We start from the raw sequence: 15,853 nt of genomic DNA on the forward strand, positions 1-15,853 counted from the left end.
GTGGGTTGCGACTACTTCAGGTCGGCTTCGGTGTAGTAGCCGGAGTCGACGAGGACTTCCTTGTAGTTGTCCTTCGTGACGACCGTCGGCTGGAACAGGAAGGTCGGGACGACCTTGACCTTGTTGTCGTAGCTCTTCGTGTCGTTGACCTCGGGCTTGTCACCGGTGAGCAGGTCCTCGGCCATGGTGACCGACTGCTTGGCGAGCTTGCGGGTGTCCTTGTAGATGGTCGAGTACTGCTGACCGGCGATGATCGACTTGACCGAGGCCGCCTCGGCGTCCTGGCCCGTCACGATCGGCAGCGGACGGTCGCTGGTGCCGTAGCCGGCACCCTGCAGCGCCGAGATGATGCCGATCGAGATGCCGTCGTACGGCGAGAGCACGCCGTCGAGCGTGGTGCCACCCGAGTACGACTTCGCGACCAGGTTCTGCATGCGGGCCTTGGCGGTCGCCGGGTCCCACTGCTGCGTGGCGGCCTGCGAGAGCTGGTCCTGACCCGACTGGATCTTCAGCGTGCCGTCCTCGAGGTACGGCTTGAGGGTCTTCATGGCGCCGTTGAAGAAGAAGCTCGCGTTGTTGTCGTCGAGCGAGCCGGCGAAGACCTCGATGTTGAACGGGCCCTTCTCGCCGGTCTTCTCGCCCTTGTCGTCGAGGACGCCGAGGCCGGTGAGCAGGCTCGTCGCCTGGTCGACGCCGACCTTCTCGTTGTCGAACGACACGTAGTAGTCGACGTTCTTGTTGCCCGTCAGCAGACGGTCGTAGGAGATCACCTTGATGCCGGCCTTGGCGGCGGCGTCGAGCTGGTCGGAGAGGGCTCCGCCGTCGATCGACGCGATGATGAGGACCTTCGCACCCTTCGTGATCATGTTGCTGACCTGCTGGGCCTGCTGCTGGACCTTGTTGTCGCCGTACTCGAGGTCGACCTTGTAGCCGGCCTTCTCGAGGTCGCTCTTGACGGCGTCGCCGTCCTTGATCCAGCGTTCCGAGACCTTGGTCGGCATGGCGACGCCGACGAGGGCGCCCTTGTTGTCGTTGCTGCTGCCGCCGCCGTCGGTGGACGCGCGGCCACCGGCCGAGCAGCCGGCGAGTGCGATCGCGATGCCGAGGGCTGCAACGCCCGCGATGATCCTGCGCTTCGTCATCGAAGTACCTCTGTTCCTCTCGCGTCGTCCTCGACGCGCTCAGGTGCCGGGGCTGCTGTGCCCCGAGGGATGTGCTCGTGTGAGCGCTCACATACTGGGGCTTTCGTAACGGGGTGTCAACTCGACCTGACCGTTTCGCGATCTTGCCGCGCGGGCCGGACTGCGCGGTACGGTTGGCCTCGTGACGACCACGACCGCCCCAGGGGGCACGGGCGGCAAACGCCGGAAGGCTCCGACGATCTTCGACGTCGCCGAGCGTGCGGGCGTCTCCCACCAGACCGTCTCGCGCGTGATCAACGGCGACCCGACGGTCCGCGACGCCTTCCGCACGCAGGTCACCGACGCCGTCCACGACCTCGGCTACCGACCCCGCGCCGCCGCCCGCGCACTCGCCGGGGGGCGGAGCCGCGCGCTCGGCATCATCACCGCCGGCGACGCGCTGTACGGTCCGTCGAGCACCGCGATCGGCTTCGAACGCGCGGCCCGGTCGGCCGGGTACCACGTGCTGCTCTCCACCCTGCCCGAGGAACCGACGCCGTCCGACCTGTCCGGTGCACTCACGACGCTGCTCGCGCAGGACGTCGCCGCGATCGTGCTCGTCGCCGCGGACAACCGGGTGCTCGACGCCCTCGGGTCGCTCACCGTGCCGGTCACCGTGCCGGTCGTCGTGTCCAACGCCGTGCAGCGCGACGCCGTGCGGACCCCGGCGGCGTCGACCGTCGCCGCGGTCGCGATCGACCAGGCCGCCGGGACGTCGCTCGTGATGGAACACCTGTTCGGGCGCGGGTACCGGCGGATCGTGCACATCGCCGGCCCGCCCGTCTCGCAGGAGTCTGAAGTGCGGCGTGCCACGTACGTCCGGATCATGCAGGACGCCGGCCTCGAGCCCGTCGTGCTCGACGGCGACTGGACCCCGGGGAGCGGCTTCGCGGCCGCGCGGCACATCGACGTGACGGCCGTCGACGCGGTGTTCGCCGGCAACGACCAGATGGCGCTCGGGGTGCTCCACGCCTTTGCCGACGAGGGCCTGCGCGTGCCCGACGACATCGCGGTGGTCGGGTTCGACGACGTCCCCGAGGCCGCGCACTTCACCCCGCCGCTGACCACCGTGCGGCAGGACTTCCGGGCGATGGGGGAGCGGGTGCTCGACACCGTGCGGGCCCTGGTCGAGGGCGAGCCGCGCGACGAGACGCTGCTGGCGCCCGAGCTCGTGGTGCGCCGGTCGGCGTAGCCCGCGCGGAGCGCGGCCGAGCTTGCGCGGATGGTGCGAGGCTGACCCGACCGTCAGCCCTTCAGCGCACCCGACGACAGGCCTGCGACGTAGAACCGCTGCAGTCCGACGTAGAGCGCGATGCACGGGATCATCGCCACCACCGACCCGGCGACGAGGTTGCCGTACGACACCTGCCCGTACGCCCCGGTCTGCAGGTTGAGCAGCGCCACCGGCAGCGTGTAGAGCGAGTCCTTCGTCAGGAACGTCAGCGCCCCGAGGAACTCGGTCCACGACGCCAGGAACGCATACAGCGCAGCGGTCGCGGCCCCGGGCAGCAGGAGCGGGCGCAGCACCGACACGACGACCCGGAAGCGTGAGGCCCCGTCGACGAACGCCGAGTCCTCGAGCTCGGTCGGGATCGACTCGAACGCGTTCCGCATCACGAACACCCCGAACGGCAGGTTCACCGTCGTGTAGAACAGCACGAGCCCGAGCAGCGAGTTCGTGAGTTTCATGGCGTTCATCTCGAGGTACAGCGGGGTGAGGATCGCCTGGAACGGCACCATCATCGTCAGCAGCACCAGACCGAACACGATGCCCGACCCGCGGAACCGGAAGCGGGCGAACCCGTACCCGGCCATCGTGGCGATCACCGCGGTCAGCACCGCCGTGGCGATCGACACGATCAACGAGTTGAACACGCCGGTCAGCAGGTGCGACGACGAACTGAAGACGGCGGCGAAGTTCTGCCAGCCGAGCTGGAAGAAGGTCGCGGGGTCGGCGGCCTGCGTGATGACGGCCTCGGACTGGAACGCCCGCAGGATCGACCACAGCAGCGGGACGCCGAAGACGAGCACCGACCCGACGCCGGCGATCACGTACAGGGTGCGCTTGACGGCGGTGTCGCGCGGGTGCCGGACGCTGCCCTGGTGGTGGCGTCGACGGCGTCCGTCGCCGGTGGTGGTCAGCGTGCGGGTGGACAGGTCCGGCGCCGCGAGTCCGGCACGGGAGGTCGTGGTGCTCATGGCTCAGTCCTTCTCTCGCAGTGCCCAGAACTGGAACACCGTGACGGCGGCGATGACGACGACCAGGGCGATCGACTCGGCGGTCGCGGCGCCGAGCTGCAGGTTGACGAAGCCACGGTTGTAGATCGCGTTGACGATCGTCGTGGTCTCGGTCCCCGGCCCGCCCTGGGTCAGGATGTAGAACTGGTTGAACGCGAGCAGCGAGCCGATCACCGAGATGATGGCGCTGAGGGCGATGGTCGACCGGATCATCGGCAGGGTGATGAGTCGTTCGGTCTGCCACCAGGACGCGCCCTCGAGCTGCGCCGACTCGTACACCTCGTCGGGGATGCCCTGCATGGCCGACATCAGGAGCACCATCGTCAGGCCGGACACCGCCCAGACCACGAGCACGCAGATGAGCAGCGTGGCGAGGGGGCCGTTGACGAGCCAAGCGGTGCTGCCGTCGGTGATGCCGAGCCAGCGGAGCACCATGTTGACGGCTCCGGAGTTCGGCTGCGCCTCGAGCACGAGCATGAACGACAGCGTGGTCAGGCCGACGACGTACGGCAGGAAGAACACCGTCCGCAGCAGGGTGCTGCCCCGTCGCCGTGCCCGGATGAGCACCGCCAGGAAGTAGCCGAGCACCAGGATCGGCACCGTCACGATCGCGGTGTACAGCAGCGTGTACCCGATGGCGTGCACGAACGTCGGGTCCTGGAACAGCGTCAGGTAGTTCTGCAGCCCGATGAACCGGTACGGACCGATCAGGGGCCAGTTCGTGAACGAGATGTAGAGCGCGAACACGAGCGGGGCGAGGACGAACACCGCGACGAAGACGATCGCCGGGGTGACGAGCACGGCGCCGGCGCGCGGCGGGTGCGTGAGCGACCCGCGGGACGGACCCGGGCGGCCGGGGCGGCCCGAGCGGCCGGCGCCGCGGCCGACGGTCGGGCGGCCGGCGCCGGTCCGTCGGTTGGAGATGGTGGTCATGTCTGCACCTCTCTGTGCAACGAGCGAACGAGCGAACGAACGAACGAACGAACGAACAGGCGAGCGAGCGACGGTCAGGCCTGGACCTGGTCGAGGATGCGGGTGTAGTCCGCCTGCGCCGTCTTCATCGCGGCAGCGGTGCCCGAGCCGAACACGGCCTCGCGGAACATCGCGAAGTACGGTGACGACGGCTGGTTGTTGAGCAGGTTGTACGCCAGGGTCTGCGGCGCGTAGCCCTTGTCGATGGCGTCGAGCGGGCCGAACGCCAGTGGGAACCGCTTCCGGTACTCGGGCGTCGCGGCGTCGGAGCGGGTGGGGAAGTACCCGCCGTCGGGCAGTGCCTGCTGTTGCTGCAGGCCGTTCGCGTACTGCATGAACGCCCAGCCGCCGGACGGGTTCGCCGCCCCGTTCGGGATGCACATGTTGTCGCCGCCGTCGAAGAACGACCGCTGGCCGTCCCACGACGGGATGAGCACCGTCTGCATCTTCGCCCGCATCGCCTTGGTGGCCGCGGGCACGGTGGCGCCGTACGAGGTCGGGAAGATCCCGACCTTGCCGGCCCGGAAGTCCGCGCCCCAGGTGGTGCCGGCATCCGAGTACGTCGCCTTCGACAGCGCGCCGTCCTTCCAGAGCTGCCGGTAGAACTCGAGCATCCGTTCCAGCGCCTCGTTGCCGGTGATGTTCGCCGTCTGGGAGCCGACCTCGCCGGACATCATGTCGACACCCGTTGCCCAGACGTGCGGCTGGGTGACGAACCCGATGATGCCGGCGGCGTTGCCGGAGATCGACCACCCGTAGACGTCGTCTTCGAGCTTTCGGATGGCCTTCGCCGCGTCGAGCAGCGTGGAGAGGTCCTTCGTCGACTCGTCGACGTCGAGCCCGGCCCGGTCGAACAGCTCGGTGTTGACGAACAGCTGCGAGTTGTCCGCCAGGTAGGGCAGCCCGTAGTACCGGTCGCGGTACTCGAGCAGCCGCAGGTGGCCCGGTGAGATCGCGTCGAAGTAGTCGAGGCCCTTGACGACGTCGGTCAGGTCGGCGAACGCCTCGCGGAAGATGAACAGCTGCGAGTTGATGTCGTCGATGTCCACGACGTCCGGCGGCTCACCACCGCGGATGGCCGTCGCGAGCTTCGTCACGTACTGACCGTCCGGCACCGGGGTCAGCTCGACCTGCAGCTTCGGGTTCGCCTTGTTGAACCCGGCCACGGCCGAGGTCAGCCCTGCCTGGGTCGCGGACCGGCACCAGACGTGCACGGTGCCGGTCGCGTCCTTCCCGAAGCTCGCCACCTTCGCGTCGACCTTCGGCAGGGTGCCGGAGCACCCCGCCAGGGCGAGTGCTGCGCCGCCGGCGACACCGCCGACCAGGAACGCTCTGCGGTCCATCACGTCACCGAGCCAGCGGGAGCCACACGCGCATCGGCGCAGCCCCGCGGTTCGCCCAGGCGTAGTAGGGAACCGCGGTCGCGGTGACGGCCGGGAGGCCCGTGGTGGCGCCCTGCGAGCCGGCCGCGTCGTCGACGCTGGTCGCGTCGAGAGCGTTCGTCGCGCCTCCCGGCCCGTCCAGCCGCTGGTACGGCCACGATGCCTGCTCGTGTCCGGCAGGGGCGTGTCCGGGCACGCGCAGCGTGACGATGCCGTCGAGCAGGTCGTCGCGACGTTCCTCGGTGATCGGTGCGACCGCGTCGACCGTCAGGTCGTCGACCGTGAAGCCCTGCTGGTCCGCCTGCTCCACCGCGTACACGAGGGGGCCACGCTCGATGGCGACCTGACCGCGGGCGGCGTCGATGCGGGTGTCGGCCACGTACCGGTGCGGCGTCGTGTCGAAGACGAGCTCGACGGTGTCCCCGGCCGTCCAGTGCCGGTCGACGACGTGCAGCGTGCCCGGCTCAGGGTGCGCGGCACCGTCGGGTCCCTGCACCGTCGTCGTGTCCGACCAGACCGGGATCCGCAGGCCGAGGGCGAGCGGGCCGTCCTCGGTGACCGTGACGACCACGCGGCCGTCGTGCGGGTACCCGGTCTCGACCGACACCGGCCCGAGGTCCGCGGTCGCGTACTGGTGGATCTGCAGACCGCCGTCGGTCGCGGTCGCCAGGTAGCCGTCCAGGCTCGCGAACGTGCGCATGATGTTGGGCGGGCAGCAGGCACAGTCGAACCAGCCGCGGCGCCCGTGAGCGGGGGAGCGGTTCTCGTCCTGGTGCGCGTGGTCCCGCTGCTGCAGGGGGTTCACGTAGAAGTACTCGGTGCCCGCCAGGCTCACGCCGGCCAGGAACGCGTTGTACAGCAGGCGCTCGATCGCGTCGGCGTAGACCGGCTTGCCGGTGGCGAGTAGCAGGCGCCACGCCCACTGCACACCGCCGATGGCCGCGCAGGTCTCGGCGTAGCCACGGTCGGTCGGCAGCTCGTAGGGGTCGCCGAACGCCTCCCAGTCCCAGCGCGCCCCGAGCCCGCCGGTGATGAACGCCTTCGTCGCCATCATGTCCGAGAACTGTGTCTCGCTCGCGGCCAGCAGCTCGGTGTCGCCGGTCTCGATCGCGACGTCGACGGCGCCGGCTGCCAGGTACACGGCGCGGACGGCGTGGCCCTCGACGGTCGTGGCCTGTCGGCTCGGCACCCGGTCGGAGAAGTAGGTCGGCTCACCGCCGGCACGCTCGATGATGCCCGTGCCGCGAGCGTCGACGAACCAGTGCGCCAGGTCGAGGTAGTCGCGGTTGCCGGTCTCGCGGTACAGCTCGACGAGGCCCATCTCGACGACGGGGTGCCCGTCGACGTCGCGGGTCTTCGGCGTGCCGTCCGGGGCGGTGCCGTCGCCGAACGTGCGGACCAGGTGGTCGGCGTTCTTGACCGCGACGTCGAGCAGCCCGGTGTCGCCCGTCGCGCGGTGCTGCGCCACGGCGGCCTGGTACAGGTGCCCGGCGCAGTACATCTCGTGGCTCCACTTGAGGTCCGTGTACCGCTCGCCCTTCCCACGGATCTGCTGCACGGAGTCGAGGTAGCCGTCGTCGGCCTGCGCCTGGGCGTACAGGGCGGTGACCTCGCGCTGCAGTTCGAGCAGGTCCTCGGACGGGGCGCGGCCGTACTCCCACGCCACCGCCTCGAGCCACTTCGTCACGTCCGAGTCCATGAAGATCGGGCCGGTGGCCTCGCCCTCCTCGAGCCCTGCGGCGATGCGCAGGTTCCGGAAGTTGCCGGCGGTCTCGAGCAGGTCGTACCCGCCGCGGACCGCGTCACGGCCGTTGCGCTCCTGCCGGAGTGCCCAGAAGCCGCCGGTGATCCGGGCGTCGCCCGTCGGCAGGGGCCGGAGCGTGAGGTGCGCGTCGGCGGTCGGGAGGACCGGGGTCGCGGTGTGCGCACGGCTGTCGGTCGCGAGCGTGGTGGTCATGTCGCCTCCTTGCGATGTGACTGGGACCGTCGCGGAGTCGCCGTTCGTGCAGCGCTCCGGAAAACGGTTTCTGCGGTGGACGTTACGACACTGGTCTTCGGCGCGCAAGAGGAGTGCTGGGTTTTCTGCGTATGCTCATCGTCACGTCCCGCGATCCGGAAAGGAACTTGCCGTGACCCTCGAGCGCACCGGTGCCGACCGCAGCACGCAACCCGTCCGGATCACCGACGTCGCCGCGCTCGCCGGGGTGTCGATCGGCACGGCGTCGAAGGCGCTCAACGGCACCGGACAGCTCCGCGACTCCACGCGGGCACGGGTCAAGGACGCCGCCGAGAAGCTCGGGTTCGTCGGCGACGCCCGGGCCCGAGCGCTGTCCTCCGGCCGGACCTACACGGTCGGCATGATCACCACCGACTCCTTCGGTCGGTTCTCGATCCCGGTGCTCCTCGGTGCCGAGGACGCCCTGTCCGCCGGGCAGATGGCGGTCCTGCTCTGCGACACCCGCGACGACCACGTCCGCGAGGCCCACTACCTCCGCTCCCTCGCAGCCCGCGGCGTCGACGGGATCATCGTGACCGGACGCTCCGCCGACCCGCGACCGCCGATCGACGTGGCGATCCCGGTCGTGTACGCGTTCACCCCGTCGACCTCGGCCGACGACGTGTCGATCACCCTCGACGACTCCGCCGGGTCCGCGCTCGTCGCCTCGCACGTGTTGACGCTCGGACGGGAGCGGGTCGCCGTCGTCACCGGACCCGCGCGGCACCGTTCCGCCGAACGTCGGGTGGCGGGAGCGGCCTCCGTGCTCGGGTCACGACTGGTCACGCCGCCGTTGTTCGGCGAGTGGTCGGAGCGGTGGGGGCGCCAGGCCGTCGACGTGCTCGCGCGGCAGTCGCCCGACGTCGACGCGATCGTGTGCGGCAGCGACCAGATCGCCCGCGGCGTGTGCGATCGGCTGCGGGAGCTCGGGCGATCGGTCCCCGAGGACGTCGCCGTCACCGGGTACGACGACTGGGACGTGATGGCGCTCGCCTCGAGGCCGCCGCTGACCACGGTGGACCTGCGGCTCGAGGAGCTCGGGCGCGTGGCCGGGCAGGCGTTGCTCGGCCTGATCGACGGCGGTGCGGCGGCCTCGGCGACGGTCACCCCGTCCCTCGTCATCCGCGAGAGCACCGCCGGCGCGTAGGGCGGTCGTGGTCCGGCGCGCCGATGCCGGTGCCGATGCCGGTTCCGGTGCCGGGTCCGGTTCCGGTTCGCGTTGCGGTTCGCGTTGCGGTCTGCACTGAGCGGTCACGACACCCCGTCCTCCATGCCCAAGTGGTCACGAACCGGCGCCCGGGGTGCCTCCAGCTGACAGTTCGTGACCGCGCCGCGGGGAGGCAGCGGGGTGTCGTGACCGCACCGGGCGCGGCCGTTCGGAGTGGCACGGTCCGGCGAGCCGGCATGCGCGGGTGAAGGGCAGCGGGTGGTCAGGACACGCGCGAGTGCGGGGCGGTGGGTGGTCGGGACGTGCGCGAGTGCGGGGCGGTGGGTGGTCGGGACGTGCGCGGGTGCGGGGCGGTGGGTGGTCGGGACGTGCGCGGGTGCGGGGCGGTGGGTGGTCGGGACGTGCGCGGGTGCGGGGCGCCGATGGATCGCACGTCGTCGTCGCCCTCGTTCGTCGCGCGGTCACGACTTGTCGTGCGTAGGACGTCGACCGGTCAGGAACAGTCGGCTGCAGTTGCTCGGGACGACGGTTCGTGACCGGCCGGGGGAACTGAGCGGGGTGTCTCGACTGGTGGGGTAGGCGAGAAGGGCGGCGCGCCCGGACGTTGCGAGAGTGAGCGCTCACGTGCCAGGATGTGAGCGCTCACGGAGGACGACGGAGTTCTGGAGGAACGCATGGGCGACGACCCCACCCAGCAGGTCGCGAACGGCCGCACGACACTCGGGATCGAGCTCGGCTCCACCCGCATCAAGGCATGCCTGGTGGACGAGGACCTCGTCCCCATCGCCGCCGGCTCCCACGAGTGGGAGAACGAGTTCGTCGACGGCCGCTGGACCTACTCGCTCGACGCCGTCGAGACCGGCCTCCGGGCCGCGTACGCCGCGCTCGTCGCCGACGTCGAAGCGCAGTTCGGCGTGCGTCCGACCACCTTCCGCGCGGTCGGCGTGAGCGCGATGATGCACGGCTACCTGGCGTTCGACGCCGCGGGCGACCTGCTCGTGCCGTTCCGGACCTGGCGGAACACCTCGACCGGGCCCGCAGCCGAACAGCTCAGCGAGGCACTGTCGTTCAACATCCCGCTCCGCTGGTCGATCGCACACCTGTACCAGGCGGTCCTCGACGAGGAACCGCACGTGGCCGAGGTCGCGGGCATCACGACGCTCGCCGGCTACGTGCACCGACGACTCACCGGACGGAACGTGCTCGGCGTCGGGGATGCCTCCGGCGTGTTCCCGATCGAGGGCGGCCCCGTCGACAGCGGCCCCGGAGACCCGGGCGCGAAGGACTTCGACCAGGCCATGCTCGCCACCGCGCAGGACCTGATCGGTGTGCCGGACCTGCGGTCCCTGCTGCCCGAGGTCCTCGTCGCCGGTGCCGAAGCCGGTGAGCTGACCCCCGAGGGCGCCGCGTGGCTCGACCCCACCGGCACGCTCGAACCCGGCGCGCCGCTCTGTCCGCCCGAGGGCGACGCCGGCACCGGCATGGTCGCGACGAACGCCGTCGCTCCCCGCACCGGCAACGTCAGCGTCGGCACGAGCATCTTCGCGATGGTGGTCCTCGAGCACCCGCTCAGCACCCCGCACGAGGAACTCGACGTCGTGACCACCCCGGCGGGCGACGCCGTGGCGATGGTGCACTGCAACAACGGCGCGAGCGAGATCGCGAGCTGGGCGAAGGTCTTCGGACGGTTCGCCGAAGCGGCCGGGCAGCCCCTCGACGTCGACACCGTCTACGCGACACTGCTCACCGAATCGATCGCGGACAGCACCGACCCCGACGCCGGCGGCCTGCTCTCGTTCAACTACCTGGCCGGCGAACCCGTCACCCACGTCGAGGACGGCAGGCCCCTGCTGCTCCGCACCCCCGACGCCCGCTTCACCCTGGGCAACCTGGTCCGCTCCGAGGTACACGGCGCGTTCGCCACCCTGGCGATCGGCATGGACGTGCTGCACGGCGAGCAGGTGCAGGTCGACCGGATGACCGCGCACGGCGGGCTCTTCCGCACGCCCGGTGCCCCGCAGCGACTGCTCGCCGCGGCACTGCGAGTGCCGATCGCCCTCGAGGAGACCGCGGGCGAGGGCGGGGCCTGGGGCATCGCCGTCCTGGCCGCCTACCTCGAGCACACCGACCAACAGCTCGCCGACTTCCTGTCGGACACCGTGTTCGGCGGGGACGCCGTGCACGTGGCCGAGCCCGAGCCGGCCGACGTCGACGGCTTCCAGACCTACCTGGGCCGCTACCGGGCCGCACTGCCCGTGCAGGACGTGGCGGCGGCGGCGACCCGCCCCAGCGCGACCACGCGCCCGACCGAGCAGACCGACGGCGCCGACCCGCGCCTCCAGACAGAGGAAGTGACCCGATGACGGACGCGATCGACGAGACCACGCGCCAGGCGGTGGCGAGGACGCGGGAACGCATCGCCCGCCTGCACGGCGAACTCGTCCGCTACGGCCTGGTGATCTGGACCGGCGGCAACGTCTCCGAGCGTGTGCCCGGCACCGACCTGTTCGTGATCAAGCCGAGCGGCGTCTCGAGCGACGACCTGACCCCGGAGAACCAGGTCGTCTGCACCCTCGACGGCGAGCCGGCCGACGGCTGGGGCAACGCGCACGGTCCGTCCTCCGACACCGCCGCGCACGCCCACGTGTACCGGAACATGCCCGAGGTCGGCGGTGTCGTGCACACCCACTCGACGTACGCGACGGCGTGGGCCGCACGAGCGGAACCCATCCCGTGCGTGATCACCGCGATGGCCGACGAGTTCGGCGGGCCGATCCCGGTCGGGCCGTTCGCGATCATCGGTGACGACTCCATCGGCCACGGCATCGTCGAGACGCTGACCGGCCACCGATCCCGCGCGGTCCTCATGCAGAACCACGGCGTCTTCACCATCGGCAAGGACGCGAAGGACGCCGTCAAGGCCGCCGTGATGTGCGAGGACGTCGCCCGCACCGTGCACATCGCGAAACAGGGCGGGGACGTGGTCCCGATCGCGCAAGCAGACATCGATCGACTCTTCGATCGCTACCAGAACGTCTACGGACAGAACCCCGAAGGAGCCATGCGATGACGCAGGACACCCCGACGCACGACATCACCGTCGACCCCCAGGCCACGCTCGACGGCTACGAGGTCTGGTTCCTCACCGGCTCCCAGGGGCTGTACGGCGAGGAGACGCTGCGCCAGGTGGAGGAGCAGAGCAAGGCCGTGCACGCCGAGCTGGCCGGCGCCCTGCCCGTCAAGCTCGTCTGGAAGCCGGTCCTGAAGGACGCCGACGGCATCCGGCGCGCCCTGATCGAGGCCAGCGCCGACGACAAGGTCATCGGCGTCACCACCTGGATGCACACCTTCAGCCCCGCGAAGATGTGGATCGGTGGCCTGCAGGCGCTGACGAAGCCGCTGCTGCACCTGCACACGCAGGCGAACGTCACGCTGCCGTGGGCGGACATCGACTTCGACTTCATGAACCTCAACCAGGCGGCGCACGGCGACCGTGAGTTCGGCTACGCGCTCGCACGCCTCGGTGTCCGGCACGCCACCGCCGTCGGGCACGTCTCGGATCCTCGCGTCCAGCAGCGGGTGTCGAACTGGACCCGTGCCGCAGCCGGTGCCGCAGCCGTCCGTGAGCTGAAGCTCACCCGCTTCGGTGACAACATGCGGTACGTCGCGGTCACCGAGGGCGACAAGACCGAGGCGGAGATCGAGCTCGGCGTGCAGGTCAACACCTGGGCGGTGAACGAGCTGGCGGCGGCCGTGTCCGCCGCTTCCGAACACGAGGTCGACGAGCTCGTCGCGGTCTACGAGCGCGATTACGACGTCGACCCGTCACTCCGCAGCGACGGCGGCGCACGGCACGCGGCGCTCCGCGACGGCGCCGCCATCGAGATCGGCCTCCGCACCCTGCTCGCGCAGAACGGGTCCGCGGCCTTCACCACCAACTTCGAGGACCTCGGCACGCTCAAGCAGCTGCCAGGCCTCGCGGTCCAGCGCCTGATGGCCGACGGTTACGGCTTCGGCGCCGAGGGCGACTGGAAGACGGCCGTCCTGGTCCGTGCGATGAACGTCGCCGGCGCCGGACTGCCCGGTGGTGCGAGCCTGATGGAGGACTACACCTACGACCTCACGCCCGGTGCCGAGAAGATCCTCGGTGCCCACATGCTCGAGGTCTCGCCCACGCTCACCACCACGAAGCCGACGCTGGAGATCCACCCGCTCGGCATCGGCGGCAAGGACGACCCGGTGCGCCTGGTCTTCACGGCCGACTCCGGCGAGGCCGTGGTGGTCGCGCTCTCCGACACCCGCGACGGCTTCCGCTTGACCGCGAACGTCGTCGACGTCGTGCCGCCGACCGAAGCCCTGCCGAAGCTCCCCGTCGGCCGTGCCGTCTGGGAGCCGCGCCCGTCGTTCCCCGTCGCCGCCGAGGCCTGGCTCACCGCGGGCGCCGCCCACCACACCGTGATGACGACGGCCGTCGGTCTGCAGGTGGTCGAGGACCTGGCGACCATGGTCGGCACCGAGTTCCTGGTCATCGACGAGCACACCACCGCCCGCGGCTTCCGTGACGAGCTTCGTCTCCAGCAGACGTGGCACCGTCTCGACCGCGGCTTCTGAGGGACGCGGACCGGACGATGAGCGACGTGATCGCAGAGCAGCGCACGCGGACGAACTGGGCGGGCAACGTCACCTACCGGGCGTCCGGTCTGGCGCGTCCGACGTCGGTGGCCGCGTTGCAGGAACTGGTCGCGTCGACCCCGCGCCTGACGGCGCTCGGCTCACGGCACTCCTTCAACACGATCGCCGACACCGACGCCGTGCAGGTGTCGCTGCAGGACCTGCCGCCGGTCCTCGACATCGACACGTCGCGTCGGGTGGTCCGTGTGGCCGCCGGCATGACGCACAGTCAGGTCGCGGCCGGCCTGGAGGCCCGTGGCTGGGCACTCGGGAACCTCGCGTCCCTGCCGCACATCTCCACGGCCGGGGCCGTCGCCACGGGCACGCACGGCTCCGGCGTCCGCAACCCGTCGCTCGCGCAGGCGGTGGTCGGGCTCGACGTCGTCCGCGCTTCCGGCGCGATCGAGCACGTCGATGCGTCCTCGCCGGACGGGGCCCTCGACGCCCACCGGGTGGCCATCGGTGCGCTCGGTGTCGTCACCACGGTGGAGCTCGCGATCGAGCCGACGTTCGAGGTCGCCACGACGGTGCACCTCGACCTGCCGTGGGACGCGGTGTCCGCCCACTTCGACCAGGTCATGTCCGACGCCTACTCGGTGTCGATGTTCACCTCGTTCGACGACCGCGGTGCCCGGCAGGTCTGGGTGAAGCACCGCGTGGACGAGCCCTCGCCCACCGTCGACCTCGTCGCCCTCGGAGCGCGGCCCGCCACCGTCCCCGTGCACCCGGGGGAGAACGACCCCGCCGGCGTCACCGAGCAGGGCGGCGTCCCCGGGCCGTGGGCCGAGCGGCTGCCGCACTTCCGGTCCTCGTTCACGCCGTCGACCGGTGCCGAGATCCAGGCCGAGTACTTGATCCCGGCAGCGTCGGCAGTGTCCGCGCTCGAGGCCCTCCGTCCGCTCGAGTCGGTGTTCGCGCCGATCCTCATCGCCGCCGAGATCCGTACGATCGCGCCCGACACCGCCTGGCTCGCGCCGTCGTCCGGTCGGCAGTCGGTCGGCATCCACTTCACGTTCCGCCGGGACGCCGCAGCCGTGGCGGCCGCGGTGACGCGGATCGAGGAAGCGCTCGCGCCCTTCGACCCGCGGCCGCACTGGGGCAAGGTGTCCGGCGTGAGCGTCGAGCGCCTGCACGAGGCGTACCCGCGGCTGTCGGACTTCGCTGCGGTCGCCCGCGACGTCGACCCCACGGGCCGGTTCCGCAACGCGTACCTGGCGCGCGTCCTGTCCTGACGGGGCGTGCCGCGTGGCACCACGACTGGGGCGTGCGCGTGACGACACCGGTTCCGTAGCCTCCTCGGAGGCAACGGAGGGGAGCACAGTGACGCTGCCGATCGCCGGGTGGTACCCGGACCCGCAAGACTCGAACCGCACACGGTGGTGGGACGGAGCACGTTGGGGAGCACTCGCACCCCAACCTGCTGTAGCTGTCCCCGCGCCACAGTGGGAGCCGGCACCGCGTCCGCCCGCGCCGTCGGAGTACCGCGCGGCCGTCACCGAGCAACCGCTCCGAGGGCGGAAGGCCCGGATCGCCAAGGACCGGGCGACCCGTGCAGCGAATCCGTTCGGGTACGCCGGGCTGGTCCTCGCGCTGCTCGGGTTCATCGTCAACGTGTTCGCGATCCCCGGGATCCTGGGGATCGTCTTCGGCGCGATCGGTCTGGCACGCGCCGGGCAGCTCACCGGGCAACGGATCACCGGGTTCGGAGTATCACTCGCAGCGGTCATCCTCGGGTTGGCGGCGTCGGCTGCCTTCGTCGTGCGAGCGGCACAGCTGCTCGCGTGACGACAGGTGTCCCGCACCGTTGAGCGCGATGCGGGACACCCGGGTCCTCAGTCCCTGCGGGACAGGTCGATCAGGAGCCTGACCACGGTCACGAGCAAGCTCGCGATCCCCAGCCAGGGCACCCGACGCCTGGACCGATCATCGGTGTCGTTCGACATCGGTGACCTCCTGGTGTCGTCGCCGGCTGACACGAGGAGCTTCGACCAAGGGATGCGTCGCCGAGCGTGCTCGGCTACCATCGGTTCCGAGCGTTGGACTCGGGATGGTTGGTTCATCCCTTGGCTTTCCACTCGGAAGGCAAATCGAAGCCCGGAACTGTTGTCGCAGTCCCGGGCTTCGTGCTTTCGCCCGGATCGCGCTCCGGCGGTGGCGCGACCGGGTCAAGCCTACGACGAACTGTCCGGTGACATTCCGGTCGTTGCTCACAGCGGTTTCCCGCCGGATGTGCGGGCGACCCGCC

Annotated in this window: 12 protein-coding genes; 7 read left to right on the forward strand and 5 right to left on the reverse strand. The window is 70.7% G+C overall.

The genetic code is table 11. The annotated features are described in order from the left end of the window. Positions 1-11: 11 nt before the first annotated feature. Positions 12-1,142: a multiple monosaccharide ABC transporter substrate-binding protein gene (gene chvE / locus EDF23_RS09655; protein WP_111086261.1), complete on the reverse strand. Its 1,131-nt coding sequence runs from the start codon at positions 1,140-1,142 to the stop codon at positions 12-14. A gap of 181 nt (positions 1,143-1,323) precedes the next feature. Here chvE and EDF23_RS09660 point away from each other — a divergent pair, with 181 nt between their 5' ends. Continuing rightward, positions 1,324-2,373, forward strand: coding sequence for a substrate-binding domain-containing protein (locus tag EDF23_RS09660; protein ID WP_131879540.1), 1,050 nt, complete (start codon positions 1,324-1,326; stop codon positions 2,371-2,373). A gap of 53 nt (positions 2,374-2,426) precedes the next feature. Here EDF23_RS09660 and EDF23_RS09665 read toward each other — a convergent pair whose 3' ends face one another. The 4 genes from EDF23_RS09665 to EDF23_RS09680 form a co-directional block, all read right to left on the reverse strand. Continuing rightward, a complete protein-coding gene (locus EDF23_RS09665; RefSeq protein WP_123291928.1) occupies positions 2,427-3,380 on the reverse strand; it encodes a carbohydrate ABC transporter permease in 954 nt (317 codons plus the stop codon). A 3-nt stretch (positions 3,381-3,383) separates the two neighbouring features. Further along, on the reverse strand, positions 3,384-4,352 hold the full coding sequence (locus EDF23_RS09670; protein ID WP_131921528.1) for a sugar ABC transporter permease: 969 nt from the start codon (positions 4,350-4,352) through the stop codon (positions 3,384-3,386). Positions 4,353-4,426: 74 nt separating this feature from the next. Continuing rightward, positions 4,427-5,734, reverse strand: a complete 1,308-nt coding sequence (locus EDF23_RS09675; protein ID WP_131921529.1) for a sugar ABC transporter substrate-binding protein — start codon at positions 5,732-5,734, stop codon at positions 4,427-4,429. A gap of 4 nt (positions 5,735-5,738) precedes the next feature. Beyond that, positions 5,739-7,730: a beta-L-arabinofuranosidase domain-containing protein gene (locus tag EDF23_RS09680; RefSeq protein ID WP_131921530.1), complete on the reverse strand. Its 1,992-nt coding sequence runs from the start codon at positions 7,728-7,730 to the stop codon at positions 5,739-5,741. A 172-nt stretch (positions 7,731-7,902) separates the two neighbouring features. On the opposite strand from EDF23_RS09680, the gene EDF23_RS09685 reads away from it, so the two are divergent. The 6 genes from EDF23_RS09685 (at position 7,903) to EDF23_RS09710 (ending at position 15,393) form a co-directional block, all read left to right on the forward strand. Continuing rightward, positions 7,903-8,916: a LacI family DNA-binding transcriptional regulator gene (locus EDF23_RS09685; RefSeq protein WP_131921531.1), complete on the forward strand. Its 1,014-nt coding sequence runs from the start codon at positions 7,903-7,905 to the stop codon at positions 8,914-8,916. 695 nt (positions 8,917-9,611) lie between these two features. Next, entirely contained in the window at positions 9,612-11,300 is a 1,689-nt protein-coding gene (locus tag EDF23_RS09690) for an FGGY-family carbohydrate kinase (RefSeq protein ID WP_131921532.1), read from the forward strand. Then, positions 11,297-12,007, forward strand: a complete 711-nt coding sequence (locus tag EDF23_RS09695) for an L-ribulose-5-phosphate 4-epimerase (protein ID WP_123291933.1) — start codon at positions 11,297-11,299, stop codon at positions 12,005-12,007. Before EDF23_RS09690 ends, EDF23_RS09695 begins: the two co-directional genes overlap by 4 nt. Further along, positions 12,004-13,548, forward strand: coding sequence for an L-arabinose isomerase (gene araA, locus EDF23_RS09700; RefSeq protein ID WP_207895472.1), 1,545 nt, complete (start codon positions 12,004-12,006; stop codon positions 13,546-13,548). The genes EDF23_RS09695 and araA overlap by 4 nt, the downstream gene beginning before the upstream one ends. Before the next feature lie 17 nt (positions 13,549-13,565). After that, positions 13,566-14,840 (forward strand): D-arabinono-1,4-lactone oxidase, encoded by a 1,275-nt coding sequence (locus EDF23_RS09705; RefSeq protein WP_131921533.1) that lies wholly within the window; start codon positions 13,566-13,568, stop codon positions 14,838-14,840. Positions 14,841-14,928: 88 nt separating this feature from the next. After that, positions 14,929-15,393: a DUF2510 domain-containing protein gene (locus tag EDF23_RS09710; protein WP_123938488.1), complete on the forward strand. Its 465-nt coding sequence runs from the start codon at positions 14,929-14,931 to the stop codon at positions 15,391-15,393. Positions 15,394-15,853 lie beyond the last annotated feature (460 nt).

The sequence above is a fragment of the Curtobacterium sp. PhB128 genome, assembly GCF_004340725.1.
Taxonomy (GTDB): domain Bacteria; phylum Actinomycetota; class Actinomycetes; order Actinomycetales; family Microbacteriaceae; genus Curtobacterium.

Bases quoted from the DNA above. Each gene is read 5' to 3' on its own strand.
- EDF23_RS09690 (WP_131921532.1), top strand. From the start codon at position 9,612: ATGGGCGACGACCCCACCCAGCAGGTCGCGAACGGCCGCACGACACTC.
- araA (WP_207895472.1), top strand. From the start codon at position 12,004: ATGACGCAGGACACCCCGACGCACGACATCACCGTCGACCCCCAGGCC.
- EDF23_RS09675 (WP_131921529.1), bottom strand. From the start codon at position 5,734: ATGGACCGCAGAGCGTTCCTGGTCGGCGGTGTCGCCGGCGGCGCAGCA.
- chvE (WP_111086261.1), bottom strand. From the start codon at position 1,142: ATGACGAAGCGCAGGATCATCGCGGGCGTTGCAGCCCTCGGCATCGCG.
- EDF23_RS09665 (WP_123291928.1), bottom strand. From the start codon at position 3,380: ATGAGCACCACGACCTCCCGTGCCGGACTCGCGGCGCCGGACCTGTCC.
- EDF23_RS09680 (WP_131921530.1), bottom strand. From the start codon at position 7,730: ATGACCACCACGCTCGCGACCGACAGCCGTGCGCACACCGCGACCCCG.
- EDF23_RS09670 (WP_131921528.1), bottom strand. From the start codon at position 4,352: ATGACCACCATCTCCAACCGACGGACCGGCGCCGGCCGCCCGACCGTC.
- EDF23_RS09705 (WP_131921533.1), top strand. From the start codon at position 13,566: ATGAGCGACGTGATCGCAGAGCAGCGCACGCGGACGAACTGGGCGGGC.
- EDF23_RS09695 (WP_123291933.1), top strand. From the start codon at position 11,297: ATGACGGACGCGATCGACGAGACCACGCGCCAGGCGGTGGCGAGGACG.